26 protein-coding genes and 1 riboswitch are annotated in these 26,070 nt (G+C 35.7%); of the genes, 20 read left to right on the top strand and 6 right to left on the bottom strand.

What is annotated here, in order from left to right:
- Nucleotides 1–4: 4 nt before the first annotated feature.
- Nucleotides 5–1,387: a glycoside hydrolase family 1 protein gene (locus IGI43_RS08700; protein WP_438757422.1), complete on the bottom strand. Its 1,383-nt coding sequence runs from the start codon at nt 1,385–1,387 to the stop codon at nt 5–7.
- A 169-nt stretch (nt 1,388–1,556) separates the two neighbouring features.
- Between IGI43_RS08700 and IGI43_RS08695 the strand changes: the two genes are divergently transcribed.
- The 16 genes from IGI43_RS08695 to IGI43_RS08620 all read left to right on the top strand — a co-directional run bounded on the left by IGI43_RS08695 (nt 1,557) and on the right by IGI43_RS08620 (nt 15,719).
- Nucleotides 1,557–2,282, top strand: coding sequence for a GntR family transcriptional regulator (locus tag IGI43_RS08695; protein WP_438757421.1), 726 nt, complete (start codon nt 1,557–1,559; stop codon nt 2,280–2,282).
- A gap of 580 nt (nt 2,283–2,862) precedes the next feature.
- Nucleotides 2,863–3,381: an AmiS/UreI family transporter gene (locus IGI43_RS08690; protein WP_438757420.1), complete on the top strand. Its 519-nt coding sequence runs from the start codon at nt 2,863–2,865 to the stop codon at nt 3,379–3,381.
- A 22-nt stretch (nt 3,382–3,403) separates the two neighbouring features.
- Nucleotides 3,404–3,706 carry an urease subunit gamma gene (locus tag IGI43_RS08685; RefSeq protein ID WP_438757419.1) on the top strand — a complete coding sequence of 101 codons (303 nt, stop codon included), beginning with the start codon at nt 3,404–3,406 and terminating at the stop codon, nt 3,704–3,706.
- Nucleotides 3,707–3,742: 36 nt separating this feature from the next.
- Complete coding sequence (locus IGI43_RS08680; RefSeq protein ID WP_438757418.1) at nt 3,743–4,069, top strand: urease subunit beta; 327 nt, start codon at nt 3,743–3,745, stop codon at nt 4,067–4,069.
- Between the two features lie 28 nt (nt 4,070–4,097).
- The gene (gene ureC, locus IGI43_RS08675; RefSeq protein ID WP_438757417.1) at nt 4,098–5,819 is read left to right on the top strand and encodes an urease subunit alpha; all 1,722 of its coding nucleotides are present in this window, start codon (nt 4,098–4,100) and stop codon (nt 5,817–5,819) included.
- A 147-nt stretch (nt 5,820–5,966) separates the two neighbouring features.
- Nucleotides 5,967–6,422, top strand: a complete 456-nt coding sequence (locus tag IGI43_RS08670; RefSeq protein ID WP_438757416.1) for an urease accessory protein UreE — start codon at nt 5,967–5,969, stop codon at nt 6,420–6,422.
- Complete coding sequence (locus IGI43_RS08665; protein WP_438758836.1) at nt 6,418–7,116, top strand: urease accessory protein UreF; 699 nt, start codon at nt 6,418–6,420, stop codon at nt 7,114–7,116. Before IGI43_RS08670 ends, IGI43_RS08665 begins: the two co-directional genes overlap by 5 nt.
- Nucleotides 7,117–7,130: 14 nt before the next feature.
- Complete coding sequence (gene ureG / locus IGI43_RS08660; RefSeq protein ID WP_069645911.1) at nt 7,131–7,742, top strand: urease accessory protein UreG; 612 nt, start codon at nt 7,131–7,133, stop codon at nt 7,740–7,742.
- A gap of 1 nt (nt 7,743) precedes the next feature.
- Complete coding sequence (locus IGI43_RS08655) at nt 7,744–8,592, top strand: urease accessory protein UreD (protein WP_438757415.1); 849 nt, start codon at nt 7,744–7,746, stop codon at nt 8,590–8,592.
- Between the two features lie 87 nt (nt 8,593–8,679).
- Complete coding sequence (locus tag IGI43_RS08650; protein ID WP_438757413.1) at nt 8,680–9,450, top strand: class I SAM-dependent methyltransferase; 771 nt, start codon at nt 8,680–8,682, stop codon at nt 9,448–9,450.
- A gap of 22 nt (nt 9,451–9,472) precedes the next feature.
- Nucleotides 9,473–11,071, top strand: a complete 1,599-nt coding sequence (nikA, locus tag IGI43_RS08645; protein ID WP_438757412.1) for a nickel ABC transporter substrate-binding protein — start codon at nt 9,473–9,475, stop codon at nt 11,069–11,071.
- A gap of 14 nt (nt 11,072–11,085) precedes the next feature.
- Nucleotides 11,086–12,024, top strand: a complete 939-nt coding sequence (locus IGI43_RS08640) for an ABC transporter permease (RefSeq protein ID WP_438757411.1) — start codon at nt 11,086–11,088, stop codon at nt 12,022–12,024.
- Complete coding sequence (locus IGI43_RS08635) at nt 12,024–12,848, top strand: ABC transporter permease (RefSeq protein WP_438757410.1); 825 nt, start codon at nt 12,024–12,026, stop codon at nt 12,846–12,848. Before IGI43_RS08640 ends, IGI43_RS08635 begins: the two co-directional genes overlap by 1 nt.
- A gap of 18 nt (nt 12,849–12,866) precedes the next feature.
- Nucleotides 12,867–13,697 carry an ATP-binding cassette domain-containing protein gene (locus IGI43_RS08630; RefSeq protein ID WP_438757409.1) on the top strand — a complete coding sequence of 277 codons (831 nt, stop codon included), beginning with the start codon at nt 12,867–12,869 and terminating at the stop codon, nt 13,695–13,697.
- Entirely contained in the window at nt 13,675–14,421 is a 747-nt protein-coding gene (locus IGI43_RS08625) for an ABC transporter ATP-binding protein (protein ID WP_438757408.1), read from the top strand. Before IGI43_RS08630 ends, IGI43_RS08625 begins: the two co-directional genes overlap by 23 nt.
- A gap of 83 nt (nt 14,422–14,504) precedes the next feature.
- Nucleotides 14,505–15,719 carry an ammonium transporter gene (locus IGI43_RS08620; RefSeq protein ID WP_438757407.1) on the top strand — a complete coding sequence of 405 codons (1,215 nt, stop codon included), beginning with the start codon at nt 14,505–14,507 and terminating at the stop codon, nt 15,717–15,719.
- A 179-nt stretch (nt 15,720–15,898) separates the two neighbouring features.
- On the opposite strand, the gene IGI43_RS08615 is transcribed toward IGI43_RS08620, so the two are convergent.
- From IGI43_RS08615 to IGI43_RS08605, 3 genes are all read right to left on the bottom strand, one after another.
- Entirely contained in the window at nt 15,899–17,407 is a 1,509-nt protein-coding gene (locus IGI43_RS08615) for a helix-turn-helix domain-containing protein (RefSeq protein ID WP_438758835.1), read from the bottom strand.
- 306 nt (nt 17,408–17,713) lie between these two features.
- A complete protein-coding gene (gene brnQ, locus IGI43_RS08610) occupies nt 17,714–19,066 on the bottom strand; it encodes a branched-chain amino acid transport system II carrier protein (protein WP_438757406.1) in 1,353 nt (450 codons plus the stop codon).
- Between the two features lie 106 nt (nt 19,067–19,172).
- Nucleotides 19,173–19,670: a GNAT family N-acetyltransferase gene (locus tag IGI43_RS08605; protein ID WP_438757405.1), complete on the bottom strand. Its 498-nt coding sequence runs from the start codon at nt 19,668–19,670 to the stop codon at nt 19,173–19,175.
- A gap of 279 nt (nt 19,671–19,949) precedes the next feature.
- Here IGI43_RS08605 and IGI43_RS08600 point away from each other — a divergent pair, with 279 nt between their 5' ends.
- Entirely contained in the window at nt 19,950–20,588 is a 639-nt protein-coding gene (locus IGI43_RS08600; RefSeq protein WP_438757404.1) for a histidine phosphatase family protein, read from the top strand.
- Nucleotides 20,589–20,620: 32 nt separating this feature from the next.
- Entirely contained in the window at nt 20,621–21,187 is a 567-nt protein-coding gene (locus tag IGI43_RS08595; RefSeq protein WP_438757403.1) for a TIGR00730 family Rossman fold protein, read from the top strand.
- A 116-nt stretch (nt 21,188–21,303) separates the two neighbouring features.
- Here the strand turns inward: IGI43_RS08595 and IGI43_RS08590 are convergent, their stop codons facing one another.
- Both IGI43_RS08590 and IGI43_RS08585 read right to left on the bottom strand, forming a co-directional pair.
- Nucleotides 21,304–22,047 (bottom strand): amino acid ABC transporter ATP-binding protein, encoded by a 744-nt coding sequence (locus IGI43_RS08590; protein ID WP_438757402.1) that lies wholly within the window; start codon nt 22,045–22,047, stop codon nt 21,304–21,306.
- A 9-nt stretch (nt 22,048–22,056) separates the two neighbouring features.
- Nucleotides 22,057–23,649, bottom strand: a complete 1,593-nt coding sequence (locus IGI43_RS08585) for an ABC transporter permease subunit (protein WP_438757401.1) — start codon at nt 23,647–23,649, stop codon at nt 22,057–22,059.
- A gap of 150 nt (nt 23,650–23,799) precedes the next feature.
- Nucleotides 23,800–23,971, bottom strand: a riboswitch (Lysine riboswitch).
- A gap of 212 nt (nt 23,972–24,183) precedes the next feature.
- On the opposite strand from IGI43_RS08585, the gene IGI43_RS08580 reads away from it, so the two are divergent.
- Entirely contained in the window at nt 24,184–24,657 is a 474-nt protein-coding gene (locus tag IGI43_RS08580; protein ID WP_438757400.1) for a MarR family winged helix-turn-helix transcriptional regulator, read from the top strand.
- Between the two features lie 135 nt (nt 24,658–24,792).
- Nucleotides 24,793–26,028 (top strand): MFS transporter, encoded by a 1,236-nt coding sequence (locus tag IGI43_RS08575; RefSeq protein WP_438757399.1) that lies wholly within the window; start codon nt 24,793–24,795, stop codon nt 26,026–26,028.
- Nucleotides 26,029–26,070 lie beyond the last annotated feature (42 nt).

The following is a 26,070-nucleotide window of genomic DNA, read 5'->3' as shown; positions in this document are numbered from 1 at the left end:
ACGACTACTCCCCTTTACTGTAAATGATCTCCCCATTAGTAGCTATCACTTGTTTAAACCAATCGTAACTTTTTTTAGGTACACGTTTCATATCTAGTAAATCATGGTTTGTCCGATTGACATAGACGAGTCCGTATCGCTTGCGCATATCCCCTTGAGAACTTAAGATATCGATCAAGCCCCAGCCAAGATAACCAATAACGTCTACGCCATCAATAATCATAGCATCATACATTGCTTTTAAGTGGTCATGATGATAGTCGATTCGGTAATCGTCTTGGATTGGATTTATGCCATCCCATTCTTCTTGAACCCCGATCCCATTTTCGATAGGAAAGACAGGTAAACGATAGCGTTGGTACATTTTATTTAAAACATCTCTAAAGCCAAGTGGATCGATCTGCCAATTCCATTCGGTGGTACTGATGTTAGGATTATCTTCTTTAGCATAATCAAGGAAAAAGTTTGGAGGGGTTCCAATTGGAATTTTATCCCCATTAAGAGTCGTTGATGCATAATAACTGAAACTTAAAAAATCATTTTTTTGCTTTCCAATATCTTCTAACTCACCAGGCAGAATCCCCATATCGACTTGATTATTTTTTACAAAGGTCATCATTTCATGAGAATATACACCTTTAGTATAGGCATCAAGCAACGTGTAATTGACAAATTCATCCCATTTTCTAGCAGCTAAAATATCTTTTGGATTGCTTGTAGCAGGATAGACTTCGGAGTAAGCTAGCATGCCGCCAATTTTAGCATCCGTTGTTTCATGAATGTAATTAGCAATTCGAGCATGCGCGGTCATTACGTTGTGTAGAATTTTATAAAGATCATCAATCGTTCGTTCTCCTTTTACGTAACCGCTAATTTTGAATGCTTCTGAAACATGGTACAAATTTTGTTCATTAAAGACGATCCAATACTTAACTTTGTTGGCAAAGCGGTCGATCATTTCTTTTCCATAACGAACAAAAGCATGCAATACCTCTTTACTCATTAAGCCATTGTATTTTTCTGCTAGATGTAAGGGCATATCAAAATGATACAAACAAATCATAGGTTCAATACCACGAGCCAATAAGCCATCGATTAAACGTTCATAATAAGCAATGCCTTCTTCGTTGAACGCACCATCACCATCTTTGACCACACGGCTCCATGAAATCTGAAAACGATACATATTCATGCCTAAATCTTTGATGTAATCTAAGTCTTCATCAAAATGGTGGAAGTTATCGTTGGCATAATGCCAGTCACTGGCAAATTCAGATGCTTCACGGATATCATAAACGGATAAGCTTTTTCCGCCTTCATTCCATCCTCCTTCCGTTTGCATACTTGAAACAGAGTTTCCCCAAAAAAAATTCTTAGTAGGTTTCATAATGATTCTCCTATTTTGATTTTATAGTAAACGTTTACAAACAGAGTTTACAGCATAAAAATTTAAATGTAAAGTCATTAATTTTAAAATGAACAACATTTAAAGGAGTTGATAATGCATATGATCCGTTTTATAATAAATGAAAGAAAAATGAATGTGAGGATTTGTCATGTCAAGATACAAAGAAGTTGCAGATGATATTCGTGCAAAAATCATTAGTGGTTTTTATAACAGCGAAAAATCAATGCCAGAGCAAGTAGTGTTGGCCAAAGAATATAAAACAAGTCGAATGACGATACAAAAAGCATTGGAGATTTTGAGAATCGAAGGCTTAGTATATAGTCGTCGCGGTTCCGGAACATTCGTGAGGAAAAATGCCCGTACATTGTCAGAACTTGATAGTAAAGCGGATATCTACAATGGTGTGACTAAACATTTAGGTTCAAAAGGAAAAATAACGAGTAAAATTATTTCCTTTTCAATTCGTTTTCCTAATGAAATAGAATGCGAAAAACTAATGATTGATCCCTCAAAACCAGTTTATGATATTATTCGTCTACGTTATTTTAAAGGAGAACCTTTGTTATTGGAGTATACGATCATGCCAATTGAAGTTATCACAGGTATCACAGAAAAAGTATTGTATCACTCGATATATAGTCATATTGAAGACGTATTGGGTTTGGGCATTGGGGTTGCTAATCGTAGAATTCATGCAGATCGACCAAATGAAAATGATAAAAAATATTTGGAATGTGAAGAAATTGACCCGATCTTGGAAGTTGATCAAGTCGTATTTTTAGATTCAGGTGTTCCGTTTGAATATTCGCAAACACGCCACAGATACGATAAAGGTGATATCGTTGTCGTGAATTTAAATGCAAAACGAGGATAAAAGTTAGAATGTAATTTAATGAACTAGCTAGCTTTTCTTCATCATAGAACAAATCTCAGAAGTAACGCGATAGTTCTAACTATTTTTTCTAGGTAATAAAGAGAGTTGATCTCAAATAGTTAGTCGCTCATACCTAAGAATTGTCTATAGTTGAAGTGAAATATGGATAAAGAATATTAAATAAATAAATTTTACTAAATAGAACTGAGATACAGGGACAAAAATCTGTGTTTTAGTCCTTTTTTTATAACAAAATTTATGAAAAAAGAATGAAAGAATGATATTGTTTGTAAATGAGGATATTTAAGAGTAGAATACATGTTATATAAAGGCTTTTTGTTGACAAAATGAAATAAACATATAAATAAAAGATTTATCCTATTTTTGTGTAAGGTTAATATTTTAGATTTTAGTTATTTTTAACTCATAATTAGCTGTTTCTAGGATGGAATTAGGTTTTAGACTGTTTTTTTAATATAAATCAAAAACCCTTTAAATAATGTTGATCAAGTATTTTTGGGTACACTCTTTATAAGCGAGTTAGATAAAAAAATATATATAGTAAGACAGGAGGATGGCAATGCTTGGAGTTATTTTATTGTATGTAGGAATGGTGTTGATGAGTAATGGGCTATATCGGCTTCAAGGAACCAAAGATAAATCCATCGTGGTCATGAATCTATTTACAGGCGGATTAAGTTTAATTTTAAATTTGGTGGCACTATCCTATGGAATAGTTGCTAGTAAAGATTCGTCTTGGTTCTATGCGAGTGCGACGGGGTTATTATTTGCGTTCACTTATCTTTATACAGCAATCAACGCTATGTTTGATTTGGACCAGAAACTCTATGGTTGGTTCAGTTTGTTTGTTGCCATTAACGCTATTCCAGCAGGAATATTATGTTTTTATGGATATGGTGGCAATGCATTATATGGAATAATTTGGTTTCTCTGGGGAATTCTATGGTTTACAGGATTTCTTGAAAATACACTGGGGAAAAATTTAGGGAAATTTGTAGGTTATCTATTAGTCGGTGAAGGAATTGTTACAGCTTGGATTCCAGGATTCCTGATGCTGCTTGATTTATGGCCTAAATAAAAATAAGAGGGGAGCACTTAATATGCAGTTGACAACAAGAGAACAAGAAAAAATGATGATCAGTTTAGCGGCAATGATTGCCCAAAGAAGAAAAGACAAAAAAATTAAATTAAACCATCCTGAAAGTGTGGCACTAATTACCGATTTAGTTTTAGAGGGAGCACGTGAGGGAAAAACAGTCTCAGAATTAATGAATGAGGGAAGAAATCTTTTAACAAAAGATGATGTTATGGAAGGTATTTCTGAAATGATTCCGATGATCCAAGTAGAAGCGACCTTTCCAGATGGAACGAAGTTAGTGACGATTCATGATCCAATCCAATAAACGTACAGTTAGTTATTTGATGAAGGAGGAAAAGATATGATTCCAGGAGAATATAAATTAGCAAAAGAGCCAGTAGTTTGTAATGAGGGATACGATGCAATCACCTTAGAAGTGAAAAATGTTGGCGATCGTGCTGTTCAGGTCGGCTCACACTTTCATTTTTACGAAGCAAATGAAGAGGGCTTGAAATTTGACCGTGAAAAGGCAAGAGGAAAACGTTTGGATATTCCAGCAGGAACAGCGATTCGTTTTGAGCCGGGTGAAACACGAAAAGTAAATCTAATCGATGTAGGTGGCAAACGCCGTATTTTTGGATTCAATGATAAAGTGGACGGCTATTTGGATGATGATCGGGTAAAATAAGTAAAAGTAAGAGAAAAGAGGGAAAAATATGAGCTTTAAAATGGATAGAAGTAAATATTCGCAAATGTTTGGCCCGATAGTCGGTGATAGTGTTCGATTAGGGGATACTGATTTATTTGCGGCAATTGAAAAAGATTATACTGTTCATGGACAAGAAAGTAAGTTTGGTGGAGGAAAAGTGCTGAGAGATGGCATGGGACAAAGCGCTACAGAAACCCGTGCAGCAAATCCATTAGTTGCAGATACAATCATAACAAATGCGACAATCGTTGATTATACTGGAATTATCAAAGCAGATATAGGGATTCGTGACGGCAAGATCATCGCAATTGGTAAGGGTGGAAATCCAGATAATATGGATGACATTGACTTTGTTGTGGGTGCTAGTACAGAAGCAATTTCTGCTGAGGGTCTGATCGTTACAGCAGGTGGATTGGATATTCATGTGCATTTTATTTCACCAGGATTAGCACAAGCAGGACTTGATAATGGGATCACAACATTATTTGGCGGCGGAACAGGGCCAGCTGATGGAACCAATTCAGCTACTACTTCACCAGGAAAATGGCATATTGAACGAATGCTTCAATCGGCTGAAAGCTTGCCGATCAATATGGGCGTGATGGCAAAAGGTGCAGGAGCTGTGCCAGAGACTATTGCTGAACAAATTGAAGCTGGTGCAATGGCGATAAAAACCCATGAAGATTGGGGCGCAACGAGTGCAGGTATCGATAACTCACTTAAAGCAGCTGATAAATATGATGTTCAATTTGCGGTTCATACGGATTCATTGAATGAAGGTGGATTCGTTCAAAATACATTGGATGCATTTCAAGGGCGAACAGTGCATACCTTCCATACTGAAGGTGCTGGTGGCGGACATGCGCCAGATATTATGGTGGTAGCAGGACATGATAATGTTTTACCTTCATCAACAAATCCGACAAATCCCTATACGGTCAATGAAATTAGTGAATTATTTGATATGGTTATGGTTTGTCATAATTTAGATCCTAAACTACCAGAAGATGTCTCATTTGCAGAGTCTCGCGTGCGGAAACAAACGATTGCTGCAGAAGATGTTTTACACGACATGGGCGCGCTAAGTATTATGACATCTGATGCGATGGCTATGGGACGTGTTGGTGAAGTTGCAATGCGTTGTTGGCAATTAGCGGATAAAATGAAAAAACAACGTGGCTCATTAGAGGGAGATAGTGAATTTAACGATAATAATCGTATCAAACGCTATATTGCTAAATACACAATAAATCCAGCCATCACAAACGGTGTATCCGATTATATCGGTTCTGTCGAAGTAGGCAAATATGCTGATTTAGTGATTTGGGAACCTGCGAAGTTTGGTGCAAAACCAAAAATGGTATTAAAAATGGGCATGATCAGTTACGGTGTTATGGGAGATGCGAGTTCAAGTCTGCCTACACCACAACCTCGCTTAATGAGAGATCTTTTTGGCGCATACGGTAAAGCAGTGAATGCGACAAATATCACATTCGTTTCGCAGTTCGCATTTGATCATGGAATCAAGGAAAATATTGGATTAGAAAAAGTTGTTTTACCAGTTCATAATACAAGAAACTTGACCAAACGTGATATGAAATTAAATAGTTTTAGTCCAAAAACAATTACGGTTGATCCTCATACTTTCGATGTGAAAATAGATGATGAATTGATTACTTGTGATCCCGTTGATACTGTGGCTCTAAGCCAAAGATATTACTTATTCTAAACAGAAAAATATTGGGACAAAAGTGGCAAGCTATCAAAAATTCTTTTAAAAGAAATGTTGTGTATATGCATTTAGAAGAAATTTTAAGAAAGCTATTGCCACTTTTGTTCTATTAAATTATCAATATGTTATTACAGGAGGAAGAATATGATTTTGACAACTATTGATTCAAACATTGATGAAATCGACGATATCACTAAATATCATGTTGAAACAGTTATGTTAAACAGTGATGATTTAAATAAGAGAATTTTAAGAGTAACCACAGATCATAGCAATGATTATGGTATTCGATTAACGAGTGAAAGTGAACCGTTGCGTAATGGATCAGTCTTCTTTATCGATGACCACAATGTTTTAGTGATTGCAGTACGTTCTGAAGAAATGATCATCATTAAGCCATCAACGATGGATGAAATGGGTGAAATTGCTCATTTACTTGGAAATACACATAAACCTGTCGTTGTAGAAGATGGAAAAATTGTTTTGGAAGTCGATCCAACGGTAATCGATCTCTTGATTAAAAAGAATGTGCGGTACGAGGTAAAAAAAATCAAGTTAAGAAAAGCCTTGAAACATGTGGACTTGTCACATGAGCATTAATGCAAAAGGGTTTGGAAACTTCTTAGATGTTGTGCAAGTCTGTGATTCTACTTTTCCTATAGGGACGTTCAACCACTCTTTTGGCATGGAAAATTATTTGAGAACAGATAAGATAGTAAATGCAGATGATTTTGAAATTTGGTTGGACACCTATTTAAAAACACAATTTAAATATGGTGAAGGATTACTTATAAAACTTTGCTTCAACGCTTTGGAAGAAGAAGAAATAGAAAAAATTTGGGAATACGATCAACTCATCACATGTTCTTCGCAAGCCGCTGAAACAAGAAACGGGACGAAAATGATTGCAAAGCAAATGATCGATCTCGTTCAAACATTACATGATATTCCATTACTGGAAGAGTATAAGCAACGAATCAAACAAACGATTGTTTATGGAAATCCAGCAATTGTATTTGCTATTTTTGCACATGATAAAGGACTGGAAGTAGAGGAAGCAACGTTACTTTATGGCTATAGTATAAACTCTACAATGATTCAAAACGCTGTAAGAGCCGTACCACTGGGACAAAAAAGCGGGCAATTAATCTTACAAAGAACAATCCCCTTGTTAGAAGGGATTTTAACAGAAATTAAGCAATTAGACGCTTCATATCTAGGTGCCAATGTTCCTGGAATCGAATTATCACAAATCAATCATGAGACACAGATTTTTAGACTTTTTATGTCATAGGGAGGAAATAACAGATGAAAAAAACAGTAATAATTGGTGTCGGTGGACCTGTTGGATCAGGAAAAACGCTACTTATTGAACGCTTAGTGAGACAAATGAATGAGGATTTGAATGTTGCTGTAATCACAAATGATATCTATACAAAAGAAGATGCGAAATTTTTGTGTGATAACTCTGTTCTAAGCGAAGATCGAATTATCGGTGTAGAAACAGGCGGTTGTCCGCATACGGCAATCCGTGAAGATGCATCAATGAATTTTGCTGCAATTGAACAATTAGAAGAACGATTTGAAGATTTGGATGTTATTTTTTTGGAAAGTGGTGGCGACAATTTAGCTGCAACATTCAGTCCAGAATTAGTAGATTCATCTATTTATATTATTGACGTGGCACAAGGAGAAAAAATTCCTAGAAAAGCTGGTCAAGGGATGATCAAGAGTGATTTATTTATTATAAACAAAATTGATTTAGCCCCTTATGTCGGTGCTGACTTAGAGGTTATGAAAAAAGACACAGAAGTTTTCAGAGATGATAATACCTTTTTATTTACTAACTTAAAGGATCAAGAAGGGGTAGCAGCTGTGAATGAGTGGATCCGCAAAAATGTTTTACTAGAAGGCTTATAATATGAGACAAGATACAGACGGACTTATCGAAATGGCATTTACCAACCGTAACGGCCGAACAATTGCTTCCAGAATTTATCATGAAGGTAATTCTCGTGTATCATCGAATATTCCTTTGGCAGCTGAAGTGACGCCGTACTACTTTTTCATTAGTACTGGCGGAGGGTTTATTGAAGGCGAAAAGTATGAACTTGATGTTAATGTAGCTAAAGAAGCACATGCTATTATAACGACTCAGGCACCAACGTATGTATATAAATGTGATAACAACATACAAACAACACAAAAAACACAACTTGTATTAGAGGAAAATAGTACATTTGAGTACTTAACAGATGAAGTGATCCCCTATAAAAATTCAATCTATAAACAAGAAACGATCATTCACATGAAAGCCAATGCTAATTTAATTTTGATGGATGGAGTAACAGCGGGATGGTCTGCTGATGAGCAACCTTTTCAGTATACGGAACTACAGATGAAAACGACGATATTTATGGATAAGGAATTAATTTATAACGATCATTTAATTTCGGAACCGTCGAAAAATGAGATGTCTGCACTGGGTTATTTTGAAGAAAATTTGAATTACAATACGCTAATCATTATCAGTCCTCAATGCACAAAAGAGGTTATTGAAACAATCAGAGAAAAATTAAATATGATCGAAACGACCGTCAAATTTGGCATTTCAAGTTTAGAAAAACCTGGTTTTGTGCTTCGAGCATTGGGCAAAAGTGGAGAAGAAAATCGATATATCCTTATGCAAGCATTAAATCATTTTCGAATAGAACAACTTAATTATCCTGAATTGATTCTCAGTAAAAATGACAACTATATTCAGAGTTAATGGATGAGATAGATGTTTTTTTATTGAATCTTTAATAGAAAATGTAAATATGTTTTTTCTATTATATAGTAAAAAGGGGAAATGAGTATGGAGATGGCTAAGAAGACATTTAAAAATGAAATTATTGATTATTGGTCAGAGAGATCTAAAACTTATGGACAACAGCATCATGAAGAATTATTAGGTGAACAAAAATCGTTATGGCAAAATGTGATCGTTAATGCATTTAACGAAAATGAGCAACCTGTAAAAAAGATTCTTGATATCGGTACGGGACCAGGTTTCTTGTCTATACTACTTGCTGAAAAAGGGTTTGAAGTGACCTCAATCGATATGACAGAAGAAATGCTGATCCAAGCAAAGTTAAATGCGAGTGATCTTGCTGAAAAGATTGAATGGAAATTAATGGATGCCCATAATTTGACATTTGATACAGCGTATTTCGATGCAATTGTCACAAGAAATGTCACATGGAACCTAGAAGAACCAAAAGAAGCTTATAAGGAATGGTATCGAGTATTGAAACCAGGAGGTATTTTGCTGAATTTTGATTCAAATTGGTATAAATATCTTTATGATGAAACACTTCGGGAGAAATATGAAAAAAATAGAGAATTAACACAAGAAATGGCCATCAAAGATTATTATGTAGATACAGATATTGATTGGATGGAAGACTTAGCCAAAGAAATGCCGTTATCAAAAATTACTCGTCCTATATGGGATAAGAAGGTATTGAAAGCATGCGGTTTTCAATCGATTACAGTTCATGAGAATATGAATGATCAATTGCTAAGTGATATTCAAAAAATTAATTTTTCATTTTCACCTATATTCCTGATACAAGCAGTGAAATAAAGAATAAAGGAGATGAAATGAGTTGTTGTTAAAGGATAAAAAAAGGGGTTTACTCTTTGTTTTTACTTTCTTTATACTGTTAATAATTCTAGCAGGTTGTAATTCATCAAAAAAAGACAGTCAATCTTCTAATCAAATAAATTATGGAAGTACGAAAGATGTACGAGATATTAATCCACATTTATATGACGGGGAAATGGCTGCACAAAATATGGTTTTTGAAGGATTGACAAAAAACGAAGATGGGAAAGTCAAACCTGCGTTGGCAAAAAGTTGGACTATTTCTGAAGATGGAAAAGAATATGTTTTTCATTTACAGAATAATGTGAAATTTACAGATGGATCTGCATTTAATGCTGACGCTGTGAAGAAAAATTTTGACGCGATTTTAGCAAATAAAGAACGTCATGCTTGGCTAGATATGGTCAATGAAATCGAATCAACACAAGTAATTGATGATGAGACATTCAAATTAACATTAAACCATCCTTACTATCCAACGTTAATCGAGCTGGGTTTGACTAGACCCTTTCGCTTTATCTCACCTAAAAGTTTTATTGAGGGAGACTCTAAAAATGGTGTATCAAATTATGCGGGGACAGGGCCTTATATACTTGAGAAACACAAGGACAATCAGTACGCACAATTTGTAATGAACAAAGACTATTGGGGTGAAAAACCAAAAAATTCAGAAGTGAATTGGAAAGTAATTCCAGATTCACAAGCGTTATTACTTGCTCTAAAAAATGGAGAAATTGATCTTATTTATGGTTCAGACGGCGATCAGTTAAATATGGATGCCTATAATTCAATGAAAACAGATAAAGATTCCTTTGTAGCACTATCGAGTCAACCTGTAGCTTCCCGTGCAATACTATTAAATAGTAAAAGAGAAAACTTGAGCGACTTAAATGTAAGAGAAGCGATTACTTACGCAGTCAATAAAGAGAATATCATTGCGGGCATATTAAATAATTCAGAAGACAAAGCGGATACGTTATTACCGAAAACGGCTCCTTATTGTGATATTGAGTTAGCGAACTATGATCATAATTTAGAAAAAGCGAAACAGTTGCTAGATGAAGCCGGATGGAAAGTAGGAAAAAATGGAATTCGCATGAAGAATGGTAAACCGTTGGCACTAACGTTTTCCTACAATGCGCAAAATGCACAAGAAGGAACGATTGCCCAGTCAGTTCAAGCTGATCTTAAAGAAGTGGGAATCGACCTAGCAATCATTTCTGAGGAAAAGCAGAATTTTCTTGATCGTCAAAAAGATGGAGATTTCGATTTACAATATTCACTTTCGTGGGGAACCCCATATGATCCGCAATCGTATCTTTCTTCTTGGCGAATACCGGCACATGGAGATTATCAGGCACAATTGGGTTTGGATAAAAAAGAATGGCTAGATGAAAAAATTACACAAGTGATGATTGAACCGGATGAAAAACAAAGACAAACGGATTACATTGAAATATTGACATATATCAATGATCAATGCGTATATATTCCTATTTCTTATTCAAAAACAAAAGCAATTGGCACATCAAACCTCAAGAATATCGAATTTAATGATTCACAGTATGAGATACCTTTTGAAAAAATGTTCTTTGAATAAGGATGGAAAGTTGGATGGCAATGATCAAAGCTATTATTAAAAATTGTGGGAAAATTCTTCTTCTTCTATTTTTAGTAACATTTATTCCTTTTTTTCTATTGACTTACCTATCCAATGACCCAGCAGAAGTAGCACTGCGTGTAAAAGCAATCACACCAACTGAGCAAAACGTAAGTCAGATGCGTTCAGAATTGGGATTAGATCAGCCCTTTTTTGTAAGATACGTTGAATGGGTGCAACATGCATTAAAAGGGGATTTGGGTAAAAGCTATGCCACTGGCAAAAATATTGATAGCATGATCCGTGAGGCTATGCCCTATACATTATTTTTGACCATCGTGACATTAGTCATCGTTTTTATAACGTGTTTGGTATTAGGCGTCTTAGCTGCTAACTATCAAAATCATTGGACTGAAAAAACCTTAAGGATGATTACGTTCATCCTAAATGCGATCCCTTCATTTTGGTTAGGGTTGTTAATGATTTTTTTCTTCTCTGTAAAGTTAAATTGGTTTCCAACAGGCGGAGCTGTAGGTCTATTGTCAGTTTTTTTACCAGCATTGACCCTTTCTTTGGCATATTCTAGCTCGTATATACGCCTGATTCGTAATGATTTATTGCAGAATAAACAATTGCCCTATGTTGACTATTATTTTACAAGAGGATTTTCAAAAAAAACAATCACGAAACATTTATTGAAAAATTCTTTACGTTCATCTGTTGTTTCAATTGGAGTAAGTATCCCAAAACTTATCGCTGGTAGTGTAATTGTAGAAAGTGTTTTTGCTTGGCCTGGGATGGGGCTTCTCTGTATTACTGCAATCAGAAATCGTGATTTACCTGTTTTACAAGCATATATTGTAATCATGTCGTTGTTCTTTATTAGTAGTAGCTTGTTGATCGATTCCCTAATCAAATGGATTGATCCAAGACTAAGAGAGCGAGGGAGATAATGGATGCAATGAAAAAAATAGTTCAGGATAAAATAGTGCTTGCGTCTGTTATTTTTTTGAGTCTTTTAATTTTAGGAATTATATTTGCTGATTTATTGTCGCCATATGATCCAAATAAACAAGATATTATGAATAAATTGGCACATCCAAGCAGTGAGCATTTTTTTGGAACAGATCTGTTAGGTCGGGATATCTTTTCGAGGATATTGTATGGCGGCAGGGTGACGTTACTACTCTCATTTTTTATTGTTTTCTTAATTCTTTTGATGGGACTCATTTTTGGGGGGATTTCTGGGATTTTTGGTGGCTGGATCGATGCAATAATGATGCGTTTTTGCGATTTAATGCTTTCTTTGCCAAATGAAATGATGTCTTTATGTATTATAGGTATCTTAGGTCCTAGTTTATTGACGATTATTTTAGCACTGACGATTGTAAGATTTCCTTGGTACATCAAAATTATCCGGACGGAAGTTCTCAATTATAAAACAAAAAATTATGTTATCTTCTCAATAAGTTCTGGAAAGTCTAAAAGTTGGATATTTAAAGAGCATATTTTTCAACCAATTATTCGTTCAACCATCGTTTACTCTACATTAGATATAAGTGCGGTAATCATGAGTATTAGCGCGCTATCTTTTCTAGGCATTGGAATTCAACCACCGACAGCTGAGTGGGGCAGAATGTTAAATGAATCAAGAGAGATCGCAGTAGTGGAGCCTTGGCAAATGATTCCTGCGGGTGTCACAATATTTATTGTGATAGCGATGCTTAATTATATAGGAGACGCAATTGCAGAAACGATCAATGAAACCAATACCTAACGAATGAAGGAGAAAGCAATGGAAAATACACTAATTTTGGCAATTGATGATTTGACAGTAGATGAAATCAAAACCAATAAAACAGTGCTTGCCAATCTCACTTTTCAGGTGGAAAGAAATGAGTTTTTAGGGATTTTGGCACCAAGTGGAAGTGGAAAAACGACACTTCTTAAAACAATTCTGAGAATTTGTCCAAAGTCACTTCATTCAAAGGGACTCATTACCTATCTCCCGAATACTCAGGAAAAAATCGTTATTCAGGAAAAAAACAATAGTAATTATTCAGCAGCATTAAGTCGTGAATTTGCGTACATTCCTCAAAATGCATCAGAAGCATTTGATCCTATTGAAAAAATGGCAGTTCAATTTAAAGAAACATTAGCAGAAAATCAATTTTCAATAAGTGAGAGAACAGGTATGATCCAACAGTTATTGGAAAGTATGGATTTGCCTGAAAGTATTTTAAAAAAATACCCATTTCAATTATCGGGAGGAACGCTACAGCGTTGTGCTATTGGCTTGGCGCTTGTTTTAAAACCAAAAGTCATTGTTGCTGATGAGCCAACGAGTGCACTGGATACTGTCAATCGAAAGAGAGTTCTGGATATTTTTTTGCAGTTAAAAAAACAGCGTAAGACGACTCTACTTCTGGCAACACATGATATTGCGATTGTAGACTATTTGTGTGATACGGCGCTTGTCTTGCAAGAGGGTATAAAAATCGAGCACGAAAAAGTAGATAAGATGGATATTGACTCAACAACCTATCTAGGAAACATGCGCAGAATAAAAAATAAAATTGGCTCGACATTTTGGAGATTAAAAGATGGAAAATTGGTTAGTTCTTGAGCAATTATCAAAGACGTATTATAAGGAGAAGTTGTTTAGAGCAAAAGAGAAAATGGACGGTGGACTAAAGCCGTTTTCACTTTGTGTTTCAGAAGAGAGTATTGGTATTCTAGGAGAAAGTGGTAGCGGGAAAACAACATTAGCTAAACTAATAGCGGGTATTGAAAAGCCAGATAAAGGTTCAGGCAAAGTGGTGTTGAAATTGGAAGGATCAAGCAAAGAAAAGAATCCTGTGAGCATGATATTTCAAGATTACATATCTGCAATCAACCCTGAATTTACTGTAGAAAAAGCATTGTTAGAATCAATGAGCGGAAAAAACAAAAAAGTAGAATCAAAAGAAAAGATGATCACAATTTTGAATAAGGTGGGATTATCAGAAGAGCTGTTAGATAAGAAACCAAGAAAGTTAAGTGGTGGACAGATTCAACGCATTTGTATTGCGAGAAGTATATTGACAGACGCAAAGGTATTGATTTTTGATGAAGCATTTAGTTCGCTGGATTTATTCAATGTGGATCGCTTGCTTGAGCTGTTAAATACTTTGAAAAAGGAATTTAACTTGTATTATATAGTGGTTACCCACAATCTAGAAGTAGCTACTTATTTTTGTGATAAACTTATTTTTCTAAAAGAAGGACGTTTAGAAGAAGTAATAGAAACGAGTCGCTTGATGCATGCAAAATCATCCTATGTTCAAGCGCTGATCGATGCTCAAATTTGATACTCGATAAATAGAATACGTTGCTATTGATCCATTAAAATGTACTGTTCTATTTTATGATCTCAGAGAAAGGAATGAATTATATGTCAAATACAATTAATACAGGTGATACAGCATTTATGATTTTATGTACGGCAATGGTGAGTTTAATGACACCAGGGTTAGCTTTTTTCTATGGAGGCTTGGCACGTAAAAATAATATTTTGGTTATTATGGGGCAATCATTTATTTCAGTTGGAATAACAACGTTGATGTGGATTTTTGGAGGATTTGGACTAGCTTTTGGATCAGATGTTTATGGCGTCATTGGAAACCCGGCCGATTTTTTTCTTATGAAAAATGTAGGTACGTTAGCAAATCTTTTACATGGCGCAACGATCCCTTTTTTGATGTTTTTTGCCTTCCAATTAATGTTCTGTGTGATCACAGTTCCTCTTATGACAGGGGCTTTTGCTGATCGATTGACTCTGAAAGGCTATATTTTATTATTGATCGGCTGGAATTTATTGATTTATTTTCCAGTCTGCCATTGGGTTTGGGGTGGTGGATTCTTAAGTGATTTCAATTTTAAAGATTTTGCTGGGGGGACAGTTATTCATACGACAGCTGGATTTGGTTCTCTTGCAACGATTCTTTACTTAGGACAAAGAAAACTAACGGAAAAACAAAAAAATCAACACAATAATTTGATGGTTGCTGCAATCGGAACAGGACTTTTATGGTTTGGCTGGTTTGGTTTTAATGCGGGTGGTGCATTACGTGCAGATATTCAGGCCGTAAATGCGTTTGTTTCGACGTTTGTTGCACTCGCTACCGCTCTAACTGTATGGATTTTATTTGCTAAATTTAAAAAAGGATATTATGATTTTGTTGATATATTGACAGGATCAGTTGCAGGTCTAGCAACGATAACGCCTTGTGCAGGGTATGTAACACCAGCAGAAGCAATAATAATCGGTGCTATTGCGGCAATTATTTGTAATCTTGCTGTTGATTTTCGTAAGAAAAAAGGCTGGGATGATGCATTAGATGTGTGGGGTGTTCATGGTGTCGGAGGATTTACTGGAACTATTTTGATTGGTATTTTTGGAACCGGCGCTTCATTGGTAACATCCGAGGGCTTAAAGGCACTACTTGTTCAAATTTTAGGGGTCTGTTTCGTTGCCGCTTATGCATTCATTGTGACCAGACTTATTTTGATTGCTGCATCAAAAGTAACCAGAATAGAAACAACAAAAGAAGAACAAGAAAAAGGATTGGACGTAGAATTTTTTCATGAGACTACTTATGATGAGTAAGCTTCATATTATCTAGTTAGTCGAGAGTGAGACAAAAGTATTTTTAACTTTTGCCTCACTCTTTTTTTATACAATCTGAATCCTTTTTTATAAAGTATTTCTCCCTACTAAAAAAATCAGAATAATATACAATATTGGGTGAAATAAAGGGTATCTCATACTAGTTCAGTGCTGATTCTTTATTCTGTGATACTATTTTTTTTATCAACAACCTGCTGGACTGTGCGGTACAGGTCAGCTAGATTTTCTTCATTATAAGACAAATCCCAGAAATAAAGCGGTAATTCTGGATATTTTTTTCTAGGTAATAAAGAAGAACTAACGACCAAATCATATTGTTCATTCAATTCTTCTTGATAATGAGAGACATCAACAAAATCTAAATCATTTAAAAACTGATAGATCCTTCTGACCAAAAGAAAATTATGTTCAAAAGCAATACCGATTTTTAAATGCTCAGAATGCTTTGGTTTATCATAAATAGGAAGTAATACAGCTTTGAACATTGTAACGACCGACGCTTTAATTGTATAAATAAATTTATACTCTTTTTCTTTTGCTTTTTCATCAAAAAAAGCTTGAATTTTTATTTCCAGAAGTTCGTCTAGTTTTTTCCTTTTACGCGGTAATTCTATCAATTTTTGAAGATTTGGAAGAGGTTGGCGCAAGACATAAAAAGCAAAGGTAATGTTCAGCAAATTTCCAATCACATTTGGTTTATTGAGCAATTCTGGTTCTTTTTTAAAGACATTGAGCTTAGCATACGCTAAAAATTCTTGGACTAATTCATAGACAGGATTCGGTCTAGAAGAAAAGTCATGGAGCGTTTGAATTAATGAAGGATCATCATCCAAAGTATAAAAAGGTGCATAGTGAGCTAAGAAAAAGATGAAGCTACTTTCTCCTTTACTATACTTAGAAGGTAATGCTTGAATTGGACTAAGCTCTTTGTTCAGTCGTTCAAAATCATAGTACGGATTATTCATCATTAAGAAGTTATAACGTTCATCATAAAGAACAAAAAATTTTTTCCGAGTACGGCAAAGAAAGATTGCTGCAAAATACGTCAGCTCTTTGGCACCCAAATAGGTTCTGGACAATGGGAAATATTCAGAAAATGCATGGACAAGTTTTTCAGCGTCTTCAAGGGCAACGCTTTTAAAAGGCCAAACGGTTCCTCGTGTTCCTAGCCATAAAATATCAAAAAGCGCGATCCTGACAGCGCGCTCGTCACCAGACAAGTTTGCTTCAGTATATGTAAAGCGTAAATTAAATTGTTTTACATGTTTTTTTAAGGGTAGGATCTTTCTGGAAACTGTTGAGCGACTCACGTAATAACGTTGACAAAAATCATCTATACTTGGAGAATCATGATTTAAAAAATAAAGAATAAATTGAAACGGAACCGATTTTTTTAGTAGATAATACCGATATTCATCAATCATTACCAGCATTTTAGTACTGTCGATCTTTCCTGCTTTTTGCAAAATTGATGGGTGAGTAGAAATCACTTTGACTAAATCATTATTGATTTCATTTATGATAATAAATGTCTGCTGATAATTTAAAAAGAGTTCTTCAGATAACTGGGTAATAGAGATATCTGGTTGATTGATTTGTGTAATACGCTTGAATACTTTAAACTTTGTAAGCATTCCTGAATCCATCATCAATTCCTCATATAACATTTTAATCACTTCCTTGCCCCTATTCTACTGTACTTTATGGACACTTGTCAGCTAAGACGATAGTTGGTGAACAGTTAGTGATGCATATTTAACAAAAAGGTAGTTTTGATGAAAAACGAACAAAGGATAAGAGAGAGTAAAGGTTATTTCTTATTTTGATTAAAAAAATAGGATCCTGAAGATAAGATCATGAACTTATTTAAAACAAAAAAAGGAGTGAGACAAAAGTAAAATCTACTGTTATCTCACTCCTCAAATATGAATGATAGAAGCACAAGCAACCACATCTGTCCGAGCTTATCGCGATTAGCTAGGAACAGCTTCTTTTTTGACCTTCGTCCAAATCAAACCAATCACAAAGCCAATTATTGCAGGGACGACCCATCCCATACCAATCGTAAATAAAGGCAAATAATGTTCAGCAGCCTTTAAAATAGTTGTAACGAGACCATTTGATTTGATGAACTCAGGTGAGCTGTTTAAAGCATCAAGTAAGGCTGCAAATAATGTCACATAAGTCGTCATTTGATAGACTTCCTTGCGATGATGAAAGAGTGGGCTGATGATGACTAGAATCATCAAGGTCATCGCTAAAGGATAGAGAAACATTAAGACAGGAATTGAAAATTGAATAATATTCGTTAAGCCAACATTGGCAAACAGACAAGGTAAAATACTGGCTGCTGCAATGTAAAAACCATAAGAACGTTTGGGAAAAAGCTCACTGAATGTTTCAGAACAAGCCGTGATTAACCCAATGGCAGTTTTTAAACAGGCTAAAATAACAATAAATGCCAGTAGAACACTACCTAAATTACCTAAATAGTAGTTTGCGATTTGAGCTAAAGCAATTCCACCATTTTCACTAAGAGGAAATTTACCCAAACTCATTGTCCCCATGTAAGATAACAATGTATAGATGATACCCATTAAAATAATACTGATCGCACCAGATTTGATGGTATCTTTCGCAATATCATTTGGTTTTTCTACACCCATTCCTCGAATCGTCGAAACAATGATGATCCCAAATGCTAGAGAAGCTAGTGCATCTAATGTATTGTAACCTTCAGTAAAGCCCTTAAAAAAAGGATTGGCTGCATAAGTCTCAGTCACTGGGGCAGATGAGATAGACCCGAGTGGTGTAAGAAAAGCCAGTAGAATCAAAATTGCTAACAAAAATAGAAATAATGGATTTAAAAATTTTCCTACATAACCTAATAATTTAGTAGGTTTACGTGAAAAAGCCCAAGCAACCAAAAAGAACAGCGCTGAAAAAATTGCTAAAATCAAGGTATACTGATCACTTGGGATAAAAGGAGCTAAACCAATCTCAAAAGACGTTGTTGCCAGACGAGGTAAGGCAAAAAAAGGACCAATCGTCAGGTATAACAATACAGTAAACAAAACTGCATAACGTCGATTAATACGAGTTGCCAAATCAAAAACACCATTACTTTTGGAAATACCGATAGCAATCACACCTAAAAAGGGTAAACCAATACCTGTAATCAAAAAGCCGAGATTAGCCAGAAAAATACTAGCTCCAGCCTCTTGTCCCATGTGAACAGGAAAAATCAGATTCCCTGCTCCAAAAAATAAACCAAACAGCATGGAACCTACATAAAGGTAATCACGCCATGATAATTTCTTTGTCACACTTCAACACTCCTTAAATTTTGTCCTTAATAAAAATAACAGAATAAGAAGACTACAGCAAGCGAATTTTCAGAAAAAATGGAAGGTTTTTTGAAAACATTAAAAATCACTGAGATTGAGTAGTGAAAAAGGCAAATTGATAATCATCACAAAATGCACCATTGATAAAAAATTCATCTTTGAATAACGCTTCTTGAATAAACCCATTTTTACGGTAAAACTGAATCGCCTTCGTGTTTGGCCCCATGACGCGCAAAGAAATTTTATGAATCCCTTCTGTCACTGCAACTTCCTTTAAATAATCTAATAATTGCCGCCCAATACCGAATGACTGACTATTCGGATGAACGCCGATACCAAACATCCATTGTTTTTTATGAGAGAGCAGAGGCGTTGGATGATGAACATCAACAAAACCATGAACAGTATCTCCTTCTACTGCGACAAAAATGATTCGTCCGTCGATTTTCTCTTTATATTCATCAACAGATTTATAATAATGAAGTACTGGAGAATTTTCATTTGTCCAAATCGTATTTTCAATCTCAAGTAATGCAGGAAGATCACGTTCTTCCATTGAGCGAATCCTGATTTTCTTTTCCATTATATCCCATCTTTCTTAAATCTAATTTAGTGAACTTTTTAGTTTGTGTGTAAGAGCGATCAAAATAGCTTAAAAGAAGTACCACATTGATCTGCTAAATTAAAATACACAGACAAAAATTGATTGTGTATCCTAACAAACCCTGACAGTCTCTTTTGTTATGGTATCATAGAGAAGACTAAAATGAAAAATACTTTAGTGTTCCTAAAGTAAAGAGGCTCTATTTGTAGTATCATGATCAAGTATAAAGACGCTTAAAAAATGAAGGGATGGAAAAAAATGACCACATTTTATTTTGTTAGACACGGTAAAACTGAGTTGAATTTAAGTTTACGATTTCAAGGAGGAGACATTGATTCACCCTTGTTGCCGATAGGAATCGAACAAGCGATTCAAGCCGGACGTTATCTTTGTGATCTATCATTTGATGCAGCTTTTGTTAGTACTCAAAAAAGAGCAATGGACACAGCAAATTATATCCTAAAAGAAAATAATTTTTTGGATGGTTTAACGCTTAACTACTATGACAGCTTAAGAGAAATTAAATTTGGCAAACGTGAAGGTGCTGAAATCGATCATACAGATGAGCAAACGAGTCATTTGCGCCAACGGCCAGACTTATATGATCCAGTAGCTTTTGGCGGTGAGACCATCGATTCTTTAGTGGCACGTTCAACTCAGACGATAGAAAAGATTAGTGAAGAATATCCGGATGGAAAAATATTGATCGTAGCACATGGGGTTTTATTAATTACGCTGATCAATTCACTAGTGGGAAAAGAAAAAGCTAAATGGCGTGAAGGTGGACCGCTGGCCAATACAAGTATTACGATTTTACAAAAAGAATACAAGCAAAAAAACTATACAATAAAATCGTTTAATGATATATCGTATCAAACAAAAAATGAAGAAGCATAAAAAATTATTTAATGAGCGTAGGTGGGAATTTTATGAAAAAAATGGCAGTTTATTGCGGCGCAAGTTTAGGAAACAAGACGATTTATCAGGAGCAAACAAAAGAATTAGGCCAATGGATGAGTCAAAATGGTTATGACCTTGTTTACGGTGGAGGGAATGTCGGCTTAATGGGAATTTTGGCTGATACGGTTATTGAAAAGGGCGGAAAAGTGATCGGTATAATGCCGTCGTTTTTATTAGAGCGAGAGTTAGCACATCAACATATCACTGAGATGCATGAAGTAAGGGATATGCATGAACGCAAACGTAAGATGATCGATTTAGCAGACTGTTACTTAGCATTACCTGGTGGACCGGGAACGCTAGAGGAAATATCAGAAGTTGTTTCATGGGGGCGAGTTGGGGAACACCAAAATCCGTGTATCTTTTTTAATGTCGATGGGTATTATGATTTATTAGCGGATTTCTTTGATAAAATGGTCGCAGATGGATTTTTAACACAGACTGATCGAGAGAAGGTTTTCTTTTCGAATTCGTTAGAGGAAATTCAACAATTTATTGATACGTATACACCACCAACGATTAGAAAATATAAATAAACAAAGGGTGTGAGACAAAAGCCAAAATCACTTTTGTTTCACACCCTAAATACAAATAAACAGTTAAAGCAAAAGTAATTCTTCTGGAGATATGCTTCTGTCATAGTCACTGTTACTTATGATTTTGACAAAATACGGTGTAAAAATTCTTTCGTCCGTTCTTCTTTTGGATGAACAAAGATATCATCAGATGTACCTTCTTCAGCAATCACACCTTTATCCATAAAAATTACACGGTCAGAAACTTCTTTTGCAAATTCCATTTCATGCGTTACGATGACCATGGTAAGTCCTGTATTCGCTAAATCTTTCATTGTCTTTAATACCTCACCGACCATTTCAGGATCAAGTGCCGAGGTTGGTTCATCAAAAAGCATTACATCAGGATTCATTGAAAGGGCACGAGCGATTGCGACACGTTGTTTTTGTCCACCAGAAAGTTGCGATGGCTTCGCATCGATGAAACGTTCCATCCCAACTTTTTCAAGATTTTCTAAAGCAATTTTTCGTGCCTCTTCTTTCCCGCGTTTTAAAACAGTAAGTTGTCCAGATGTACAATTTTCTAAAACATTCATATTATTAAACAGATTGAACGATTGGAAGACCATGCCTAAATTAGTTCGATATTTCGGCAAGTTATAGCCACGTTCTAAAACATTCTCACCTTTATAGATAATTTTACCGCCAGTTGGCTTTTCCAGTAAGTTGATGCAACGTAAAAGAGTCGATTTACCCGAACCAGAAGAGCCGATGATCGTCACGACTTCTCCTTTATTTACCGTCACGTTGATATCTTTTAACACTTCATTTTCACCAAAGCTTTTTCTTAAATGTTCGACTTCAATAATTTGGTTCATCATCATCACCTCTTAGCTTTCTTTTATATTATCTGTTTCTTCTAGTTTCACATAAGCAGAAGGACCGTCCATTTTCTTCTCAACGACACGTAAAATACGCGTAATCGCATACGTCATGATCAAATACATGACTCCAACGATCGTAAATGTTTGAAAGAATTGGAAGTTCGCGCCAGATGCGGAATTTCCCTGGAAGAATAAATCAGCTACACCGATAACACTTAATACAGCAGTATCTTTAATATTGATGACAAATTCATTTCCGGTCGCTGGTAAAATATTACGTAATACTTGAGGAACAACGACTTTACGCATTGTTTGACCATGTGTCATCCCGATTGCTTGGGCCGCTTCAAATTGTCCTTGGTCGACAGCAAAAATTCCGCCACGAACGATTTCAGACATATAAGCCCCTGTATTGATTGAAACAATAAACAATGCAGCAACTGTCCGATCCAGAGAAATTCCAAAAGCCAAAGCCAAACCATAGAAGATAACCATCGCTTGTACCATCATTGGCGTACCACGGAATACTTCAATATAAATAGAAAGCAAGCCATTACCCAATTTTTGGAAGAAGCGTGTTACTTTATTTTCAGATTCTGGAATCGTACGGACAACACCAATCAACAGTCCTAAGGTTGTTCCCACAACCGTTCCGATCAATGCGATAAATAAAGTTAAACCTGCACCACGGATGAACATCCCGCCGTATTGATTCCAAATAGTTTTGTAATCATTTAAAAGACCCGATTTTTCATTGTCGCTTGTTTCAGCAGCTGGTTGATCTTTGACTGCTTGATCCATGATTTTTGTTCGCTCTTCTGAAGAAATACCAGATAAAATCTGATTGACTTTGCTGATTTCGGGGTCAGCTTTTCGCATTCCGACCGCGATTTGAACATCTTCAGCATTTGTTTGGAAGCCATTTTCCTTAGAAAATTCCAGCATTTCCAAGTCTTTGTTGACACTTGTTGCAGTTACACCTTCAGGACGTTCACTGACATAACCGTCGATCATGCCAGATGCTAAGGCCGTTCTCATTGCAGAGAAATTATCCATTGCTTGCTGTTTATTCACACCAGGAATTTGGTCGATTACACTATAATGGAACGTATTTAACTGTGCTGTGATTTTCGCACCAGATAAATCTTTTAAATTTTTAGCCTCTGCAAACTGTCCATTTTTTTGAACGACAACTACCAATTGTGATTCATAGTAAGGGTCAGTAAAATCAATTTCTTTTCGGCGCTCTGCGGTTGGACTCATACCAGCAATGATGGCATCGATTTTTCCAGATTGTAGAGCAGGTGCTAAGCCATCCCATTTTGTTTGAACGATAACGAGTTTTTTATCCAGTCCATCCGCAATTTTTTTGGCGATTTGGACATCGTATCCTCCTGCATAGGAAGAATTTCCTTGAATGGGTACAGCGCCATTTGCGTCTGTTTTTTGTGACCAGTTAAATGGGGCATAACCTGCCTCCATACCGACACGGAATTCACCATTCGCGCCTGTTCCTTCTGCTTGGCTCAACAATGGAGCGCAGAAAATACTAAATATAACTGCAAACAGTAAGCCAAGTGAAAATGATTTTTTGTTCATATTATTCTTCCTTTCTTTTAAATCACTGAATTTGTGCTACTATAATTTGGTTTAAAGAGCTTTGAAGAAGAGCGTTGAATTGCTCTTCTTCGCACAAAAAAGCAACCATACAAATATGCATGGTTGCCTACTATCGTCAGGTACTCTCAACAAAAACATAGCGCAACTTAGCATCACTACTAAGACAGTCCACAAGTTTTTCACTTGCGGCCCAACACATAACAGGGAGGCTATTATGTATTTCGGCGATTTTTCCTAGACTTATTTCGACGTGTCCTCTCACTCCATAAGCTTAATAAAAAACGCAACCTCTACCTCGATTTGAGGTACTATTTAATTATCAGATTCAAGTTCATAGTGTACGTTATTTGACTAAAAAAGTCAATATTTGGCTTAGTTAGATTAAGCATTTTCTAACCCTAAGTGAGATCGAGAACAGGGGCGAGTTTTTTTAAAAAAACTGAATATTGTTGTAAAAGAAACAAAAAATCATTATACTAGAATAAATGATTCAATGGTAAAGGGAGATAGGCTATGAATAAAAAAGAACAGACAACAATGGAATTCAGAACGTTATTTAATAAGCTATCTTGGTTGAATAAACAAAAAATGGAACAAGCGCTTAAAGAATATAAACCTTCCGAAGTTCATTGTATCGAATCAATTGGCAAAATAACAGATCCCAATGTGACCCAACTTGCGGAATCCTTGTATATGACAAGAGGTGCTATCAGTAAGATAACGAAAAAGCTTCTAAAAAAAGACTTGATTGAGCGTTATCAAAAACCTGAAAATAAAAAAGAAATCTATTTTCGGCTTACACGGCAAGGTCAGCAGGTTTTTGATCTTCATGAAAAACTTCATGAAGAGTTTCAAGAACGTGATAAAGTGGTTTTTGAAGATGTTACACAAGAACAATTTGATGACATGCTTCGTTTTATAGGAAAATATAGTGAACACTTAGACGAAGAAATGAGGAAACAAGGAATCAATATCAAGTCAGAATAAAATAATAGTATTCAAAGAGGATGAGATAAAAGCGCTTTTTACTTTTGTCTCATCTTTTTTTGTTGACATGGAAACAAATTAAAGGTAAAGTGGATATGTTTCCTAGGAAACTAAAAAGTTTAAGGAGAACTATTCATGTCAAAGATAAAATCACAAAATAAAATAGCAGCGGGACCATCCACAGATAAACATGCGTTACTCTTTGGTCTAATCTCTGTATTTCTAATCGGAATAGGGTTTAGCATCATAACTCCTGTCATCCCGTTTTTAGTCCAACCATATATCATCAATCCAAATAATCAAGCAATTGTCGTTACACTTTTGATTTCAGTATATGCCTTTTGTATGTTCTTTTCAGCTCCAATTCTTGGCGCATTGAGCGATAGATTTGGGCGACGACCGTTGCTATTATTCAGTCTTTTAGGAGCTGCAATCGGATTCTTGGTTTTTGGGATCGGCGGTTCTTTATGGGTGTTATTTGCTGGCCGGATCATTGAAGGAATAACAGGAGGAAGTATCAGCACGATTTTTGCTTATTTTGCCGATATCACACCCAAAGAACAGCGAACCAAATACTTTGGTTGGGTCAGTGCGATCACGGGTGTCGGTTCTGTTATGGGGCCTGCATTAGGTGGGGGATTAGCAGCAAAATTTGGTTATGCTGCGCCGTTGTATTTTGGTGCAATCATCACGTTATTGAATGTGGTTTATGGCTACTTTTTTATGCCGGAAAGTCTTCATAAGGATAATCGTTTAAAAGAAATTACCCCATCAAGATTAAATCCATTTATCCAACTATTCAATGTATTATCGATGAAGAATTTAAATCGTTTGCTTATTTCAGCTTTCTTACTTTGGATTCCAAACGGTTCATTACAAGCTATTTTGTCTCAATTTACAATCGATACATTTAATTGGAAACCTGCTCTGATCGGTCTGGTATTTTCAATTATGGGGATTCAGGATATTATTTCTCAAGGATTTATTATGCCACGGCTTTTACGTAAACTAAGTGATAAACAGATCGTTATTTTAGGAATGAGTTCTGAAATTATTGGGTATGGGTTGATCGGTGCCTCTGCAATTTTTTCTTTCTATCCATTTTTCATCGTCGGGATGTTTATCTTCGGTTTTGGTGATTCAGTCTTTGGTCCAGCGTTCAATGGAATGGTCTCAAAATCTGCTGATTCGAGTGAACAAGGCCGCGTTCAAGGTGGGAGCCAATCGATTCAGTCATTAGCAAGAATCATTGGTCCAATAATTGGGGGACAGCTTTATGTAATGCTAGGAGCTGCTGCACCTGCTTTTATGGGGATAATTCTGCTAATGGCTGCAATAGCTGTTTTAGTTAAGAAAAAGGCAGCCGTATAAATTTAACTATTGAGTAGACCTACTTTTTCCTTGTGGTAAACT

Source organism: Enterococcus sp. AZ126, assembly GCF_051714545.1.
Classification (GTDB): Bacteria; Bacillota; Bacilli; order Lactobacillales; family Enterococcaceae; genus Enterococcus_L.
The sequence above is the reverse complement of the archived record's forward strand: the minus strand, read 5'-3'. Positions and strand labels throughout refer to the sequence as shown.

Excerpts from the sequence above, each read along its gene's own strand:
- IGI43_RS08640 (WP_438757411.1), top strand. The coding sequence starts at position 11,086 with ATGGCAATGATCAAAGCTATTATTAAAAATTGTGGGAAAATTCTTCTT.
- IGI43_RS08635 (WP_438757410.1), top strand. The coding sequence starts at position 12,024 with ATGGATGCAATGAAAAAAATAGTTCAGGATAAAATAGTGCTTGCGTCT.
- IGI43_RS08695 (WP_438757421.1), top strand. The coding sequence starts at position 1,557 with ATGTCAAGATACAAAGAAGTTGCAGATGATATTCGTGCAAAAATCATT.
- IGI43_RS08605 (WP_438757405.1), bottom strand. The coding sequence starts at position 19,670 with ATGGAAAAGAAAATCAGGATTCGCTCAATGGAAGAACGTGATCTTCCT.
- IGI43_RS08680 (WP_438757418.1), top strand. The coding sequence starts at position 3,743 with ATGATTCCAGGAGAATATAAATTAGCAAAAGAGCCAGTAGTTTGTAAT.
- IGI43_RS08600 (WP_438757404.1), top strand. The coding sequence starts at position 19,950 with ATGACCACATTTTATTTTGTTAGACACGGTAAAACTGAGTTGAATTTA.
- IGI43_RS08620 (WP_438757407.1), top strand. The coding sequence starts at position 14,505 with ATGTCAAATACAATTAATACAGGTGATACAGCATTTATGATTTTATGT.
- IGI43_RS08625 (WP_438757408.1), top strand. The coding sequence starts at position 13,675 with ATGGAAAATTGGTTAGTTCTTGAGCAATTATCAAAGACGTATTATAAG.
- ureG (WP_069645911.1), top strand. The coding sequence starts at position 7,131 with ATGAAAAAAACAGTAATAATTGGTGTCGGTGGACCTGTTGGATCAGGA.
- IGI43_RS08690 (WP_438757420.1), top strand. The coding sequence starts at position 2,863 with ATGCTTGGAGTTATTTTATTGTATGTAGGAATGGTGTTGATGAGTAAT.
- IGI43_RS08630 (WP_438757409.1), top strand. The coding sequence starts at position 12,867 with ATGGAAAATACACTAATTTTGGCAATTGATGATTTGACAGTAGATGAA.
- IGI43_RS08615 (WP_438758835.1), bottom strand. The coding sequence starts at position 17,407 with ATGTTATATGAGGAATTGATGATGGATTCAGGAATGCTTACAAAGTTT.
- IGI43_RS08595 (WP_438757403.1), top strand. The coding sequence starts at position 20,621 with ATGAAAAAAATGGCAGTTTATTGCGGCGCAAGTTTAGGAAACAAGACG.
- IGI43_RS08655 (WP_438757415.1), top strand. The coding sequence starts at position 7,744 with ATGAGACAAGATACAGACGGACTTATCGAAATGGCATTTACCAACCGT.
- IGI43_RS08575 (WP_438757399.1), top strand. The coding sequence starts at position 24,793 with ATGTCAAAGATAAAATCACAAAATAAAATAGCAGCGGGACCATCCACA.
- ureC (WP_438757417.1), top strand. The coding sequence starts at position 4,098 with ATGAGCTTTAAAATGGATAGAAGTAAATATTCGCAAATGTTTGGCCCG.
- IGI43_RS08590 (WP_438757402.1), bottom strand. The coding sequence starts at position 22,047 with ATGATGAACCAAATTATTGAAGTCGAACATTTAAGAAAAAGCTTTGGT.
- IGI43_RS08650 (WP_438757413.1), top strand. The coding sequence starts at position 8,680 with ATGGAGATGGCTAAGAAGACATTTAAAAATGAAATTATTGATTATTGG.
- IGI43_RS08580 (WP_438757400.1), top strand. The coding sequence starts at position 24,184 with ATGAATAAAAAAGAACAGACAACAATGGAATTCAGAACGTTATTTAAT.
- IGI43_RS08700 (WP_438757422.1), bottom strand. The coding sequence starts at position 1,387 with ATGAAACCTACTAAGAATTTTTTTTGGGGAAACTCTGTTTCAAGTATG.
- IGI43_RS08685 (WP_438757419.1), top strand. The coding sequence starts at position 3,404 with ATGCAGTTGACAACAAGAGAACAAGAAAAAATGATGATCAGTTTAGCG.
- IGI43_RS08670 (WP_438757416.1), top strand. The coding sequence starts at position 5,967 with ATGATTTTGACAACTATTGATTCAAACATTGATGAAATCGACGATATC.
- IGI43_RS08585 (WP_438757401.1), bottom strand. The coding sequence starts at position 23,649 with ATGAACAAAAAATCATTTTCACTTGGCTTACTGTTTGCAGTTATATTT.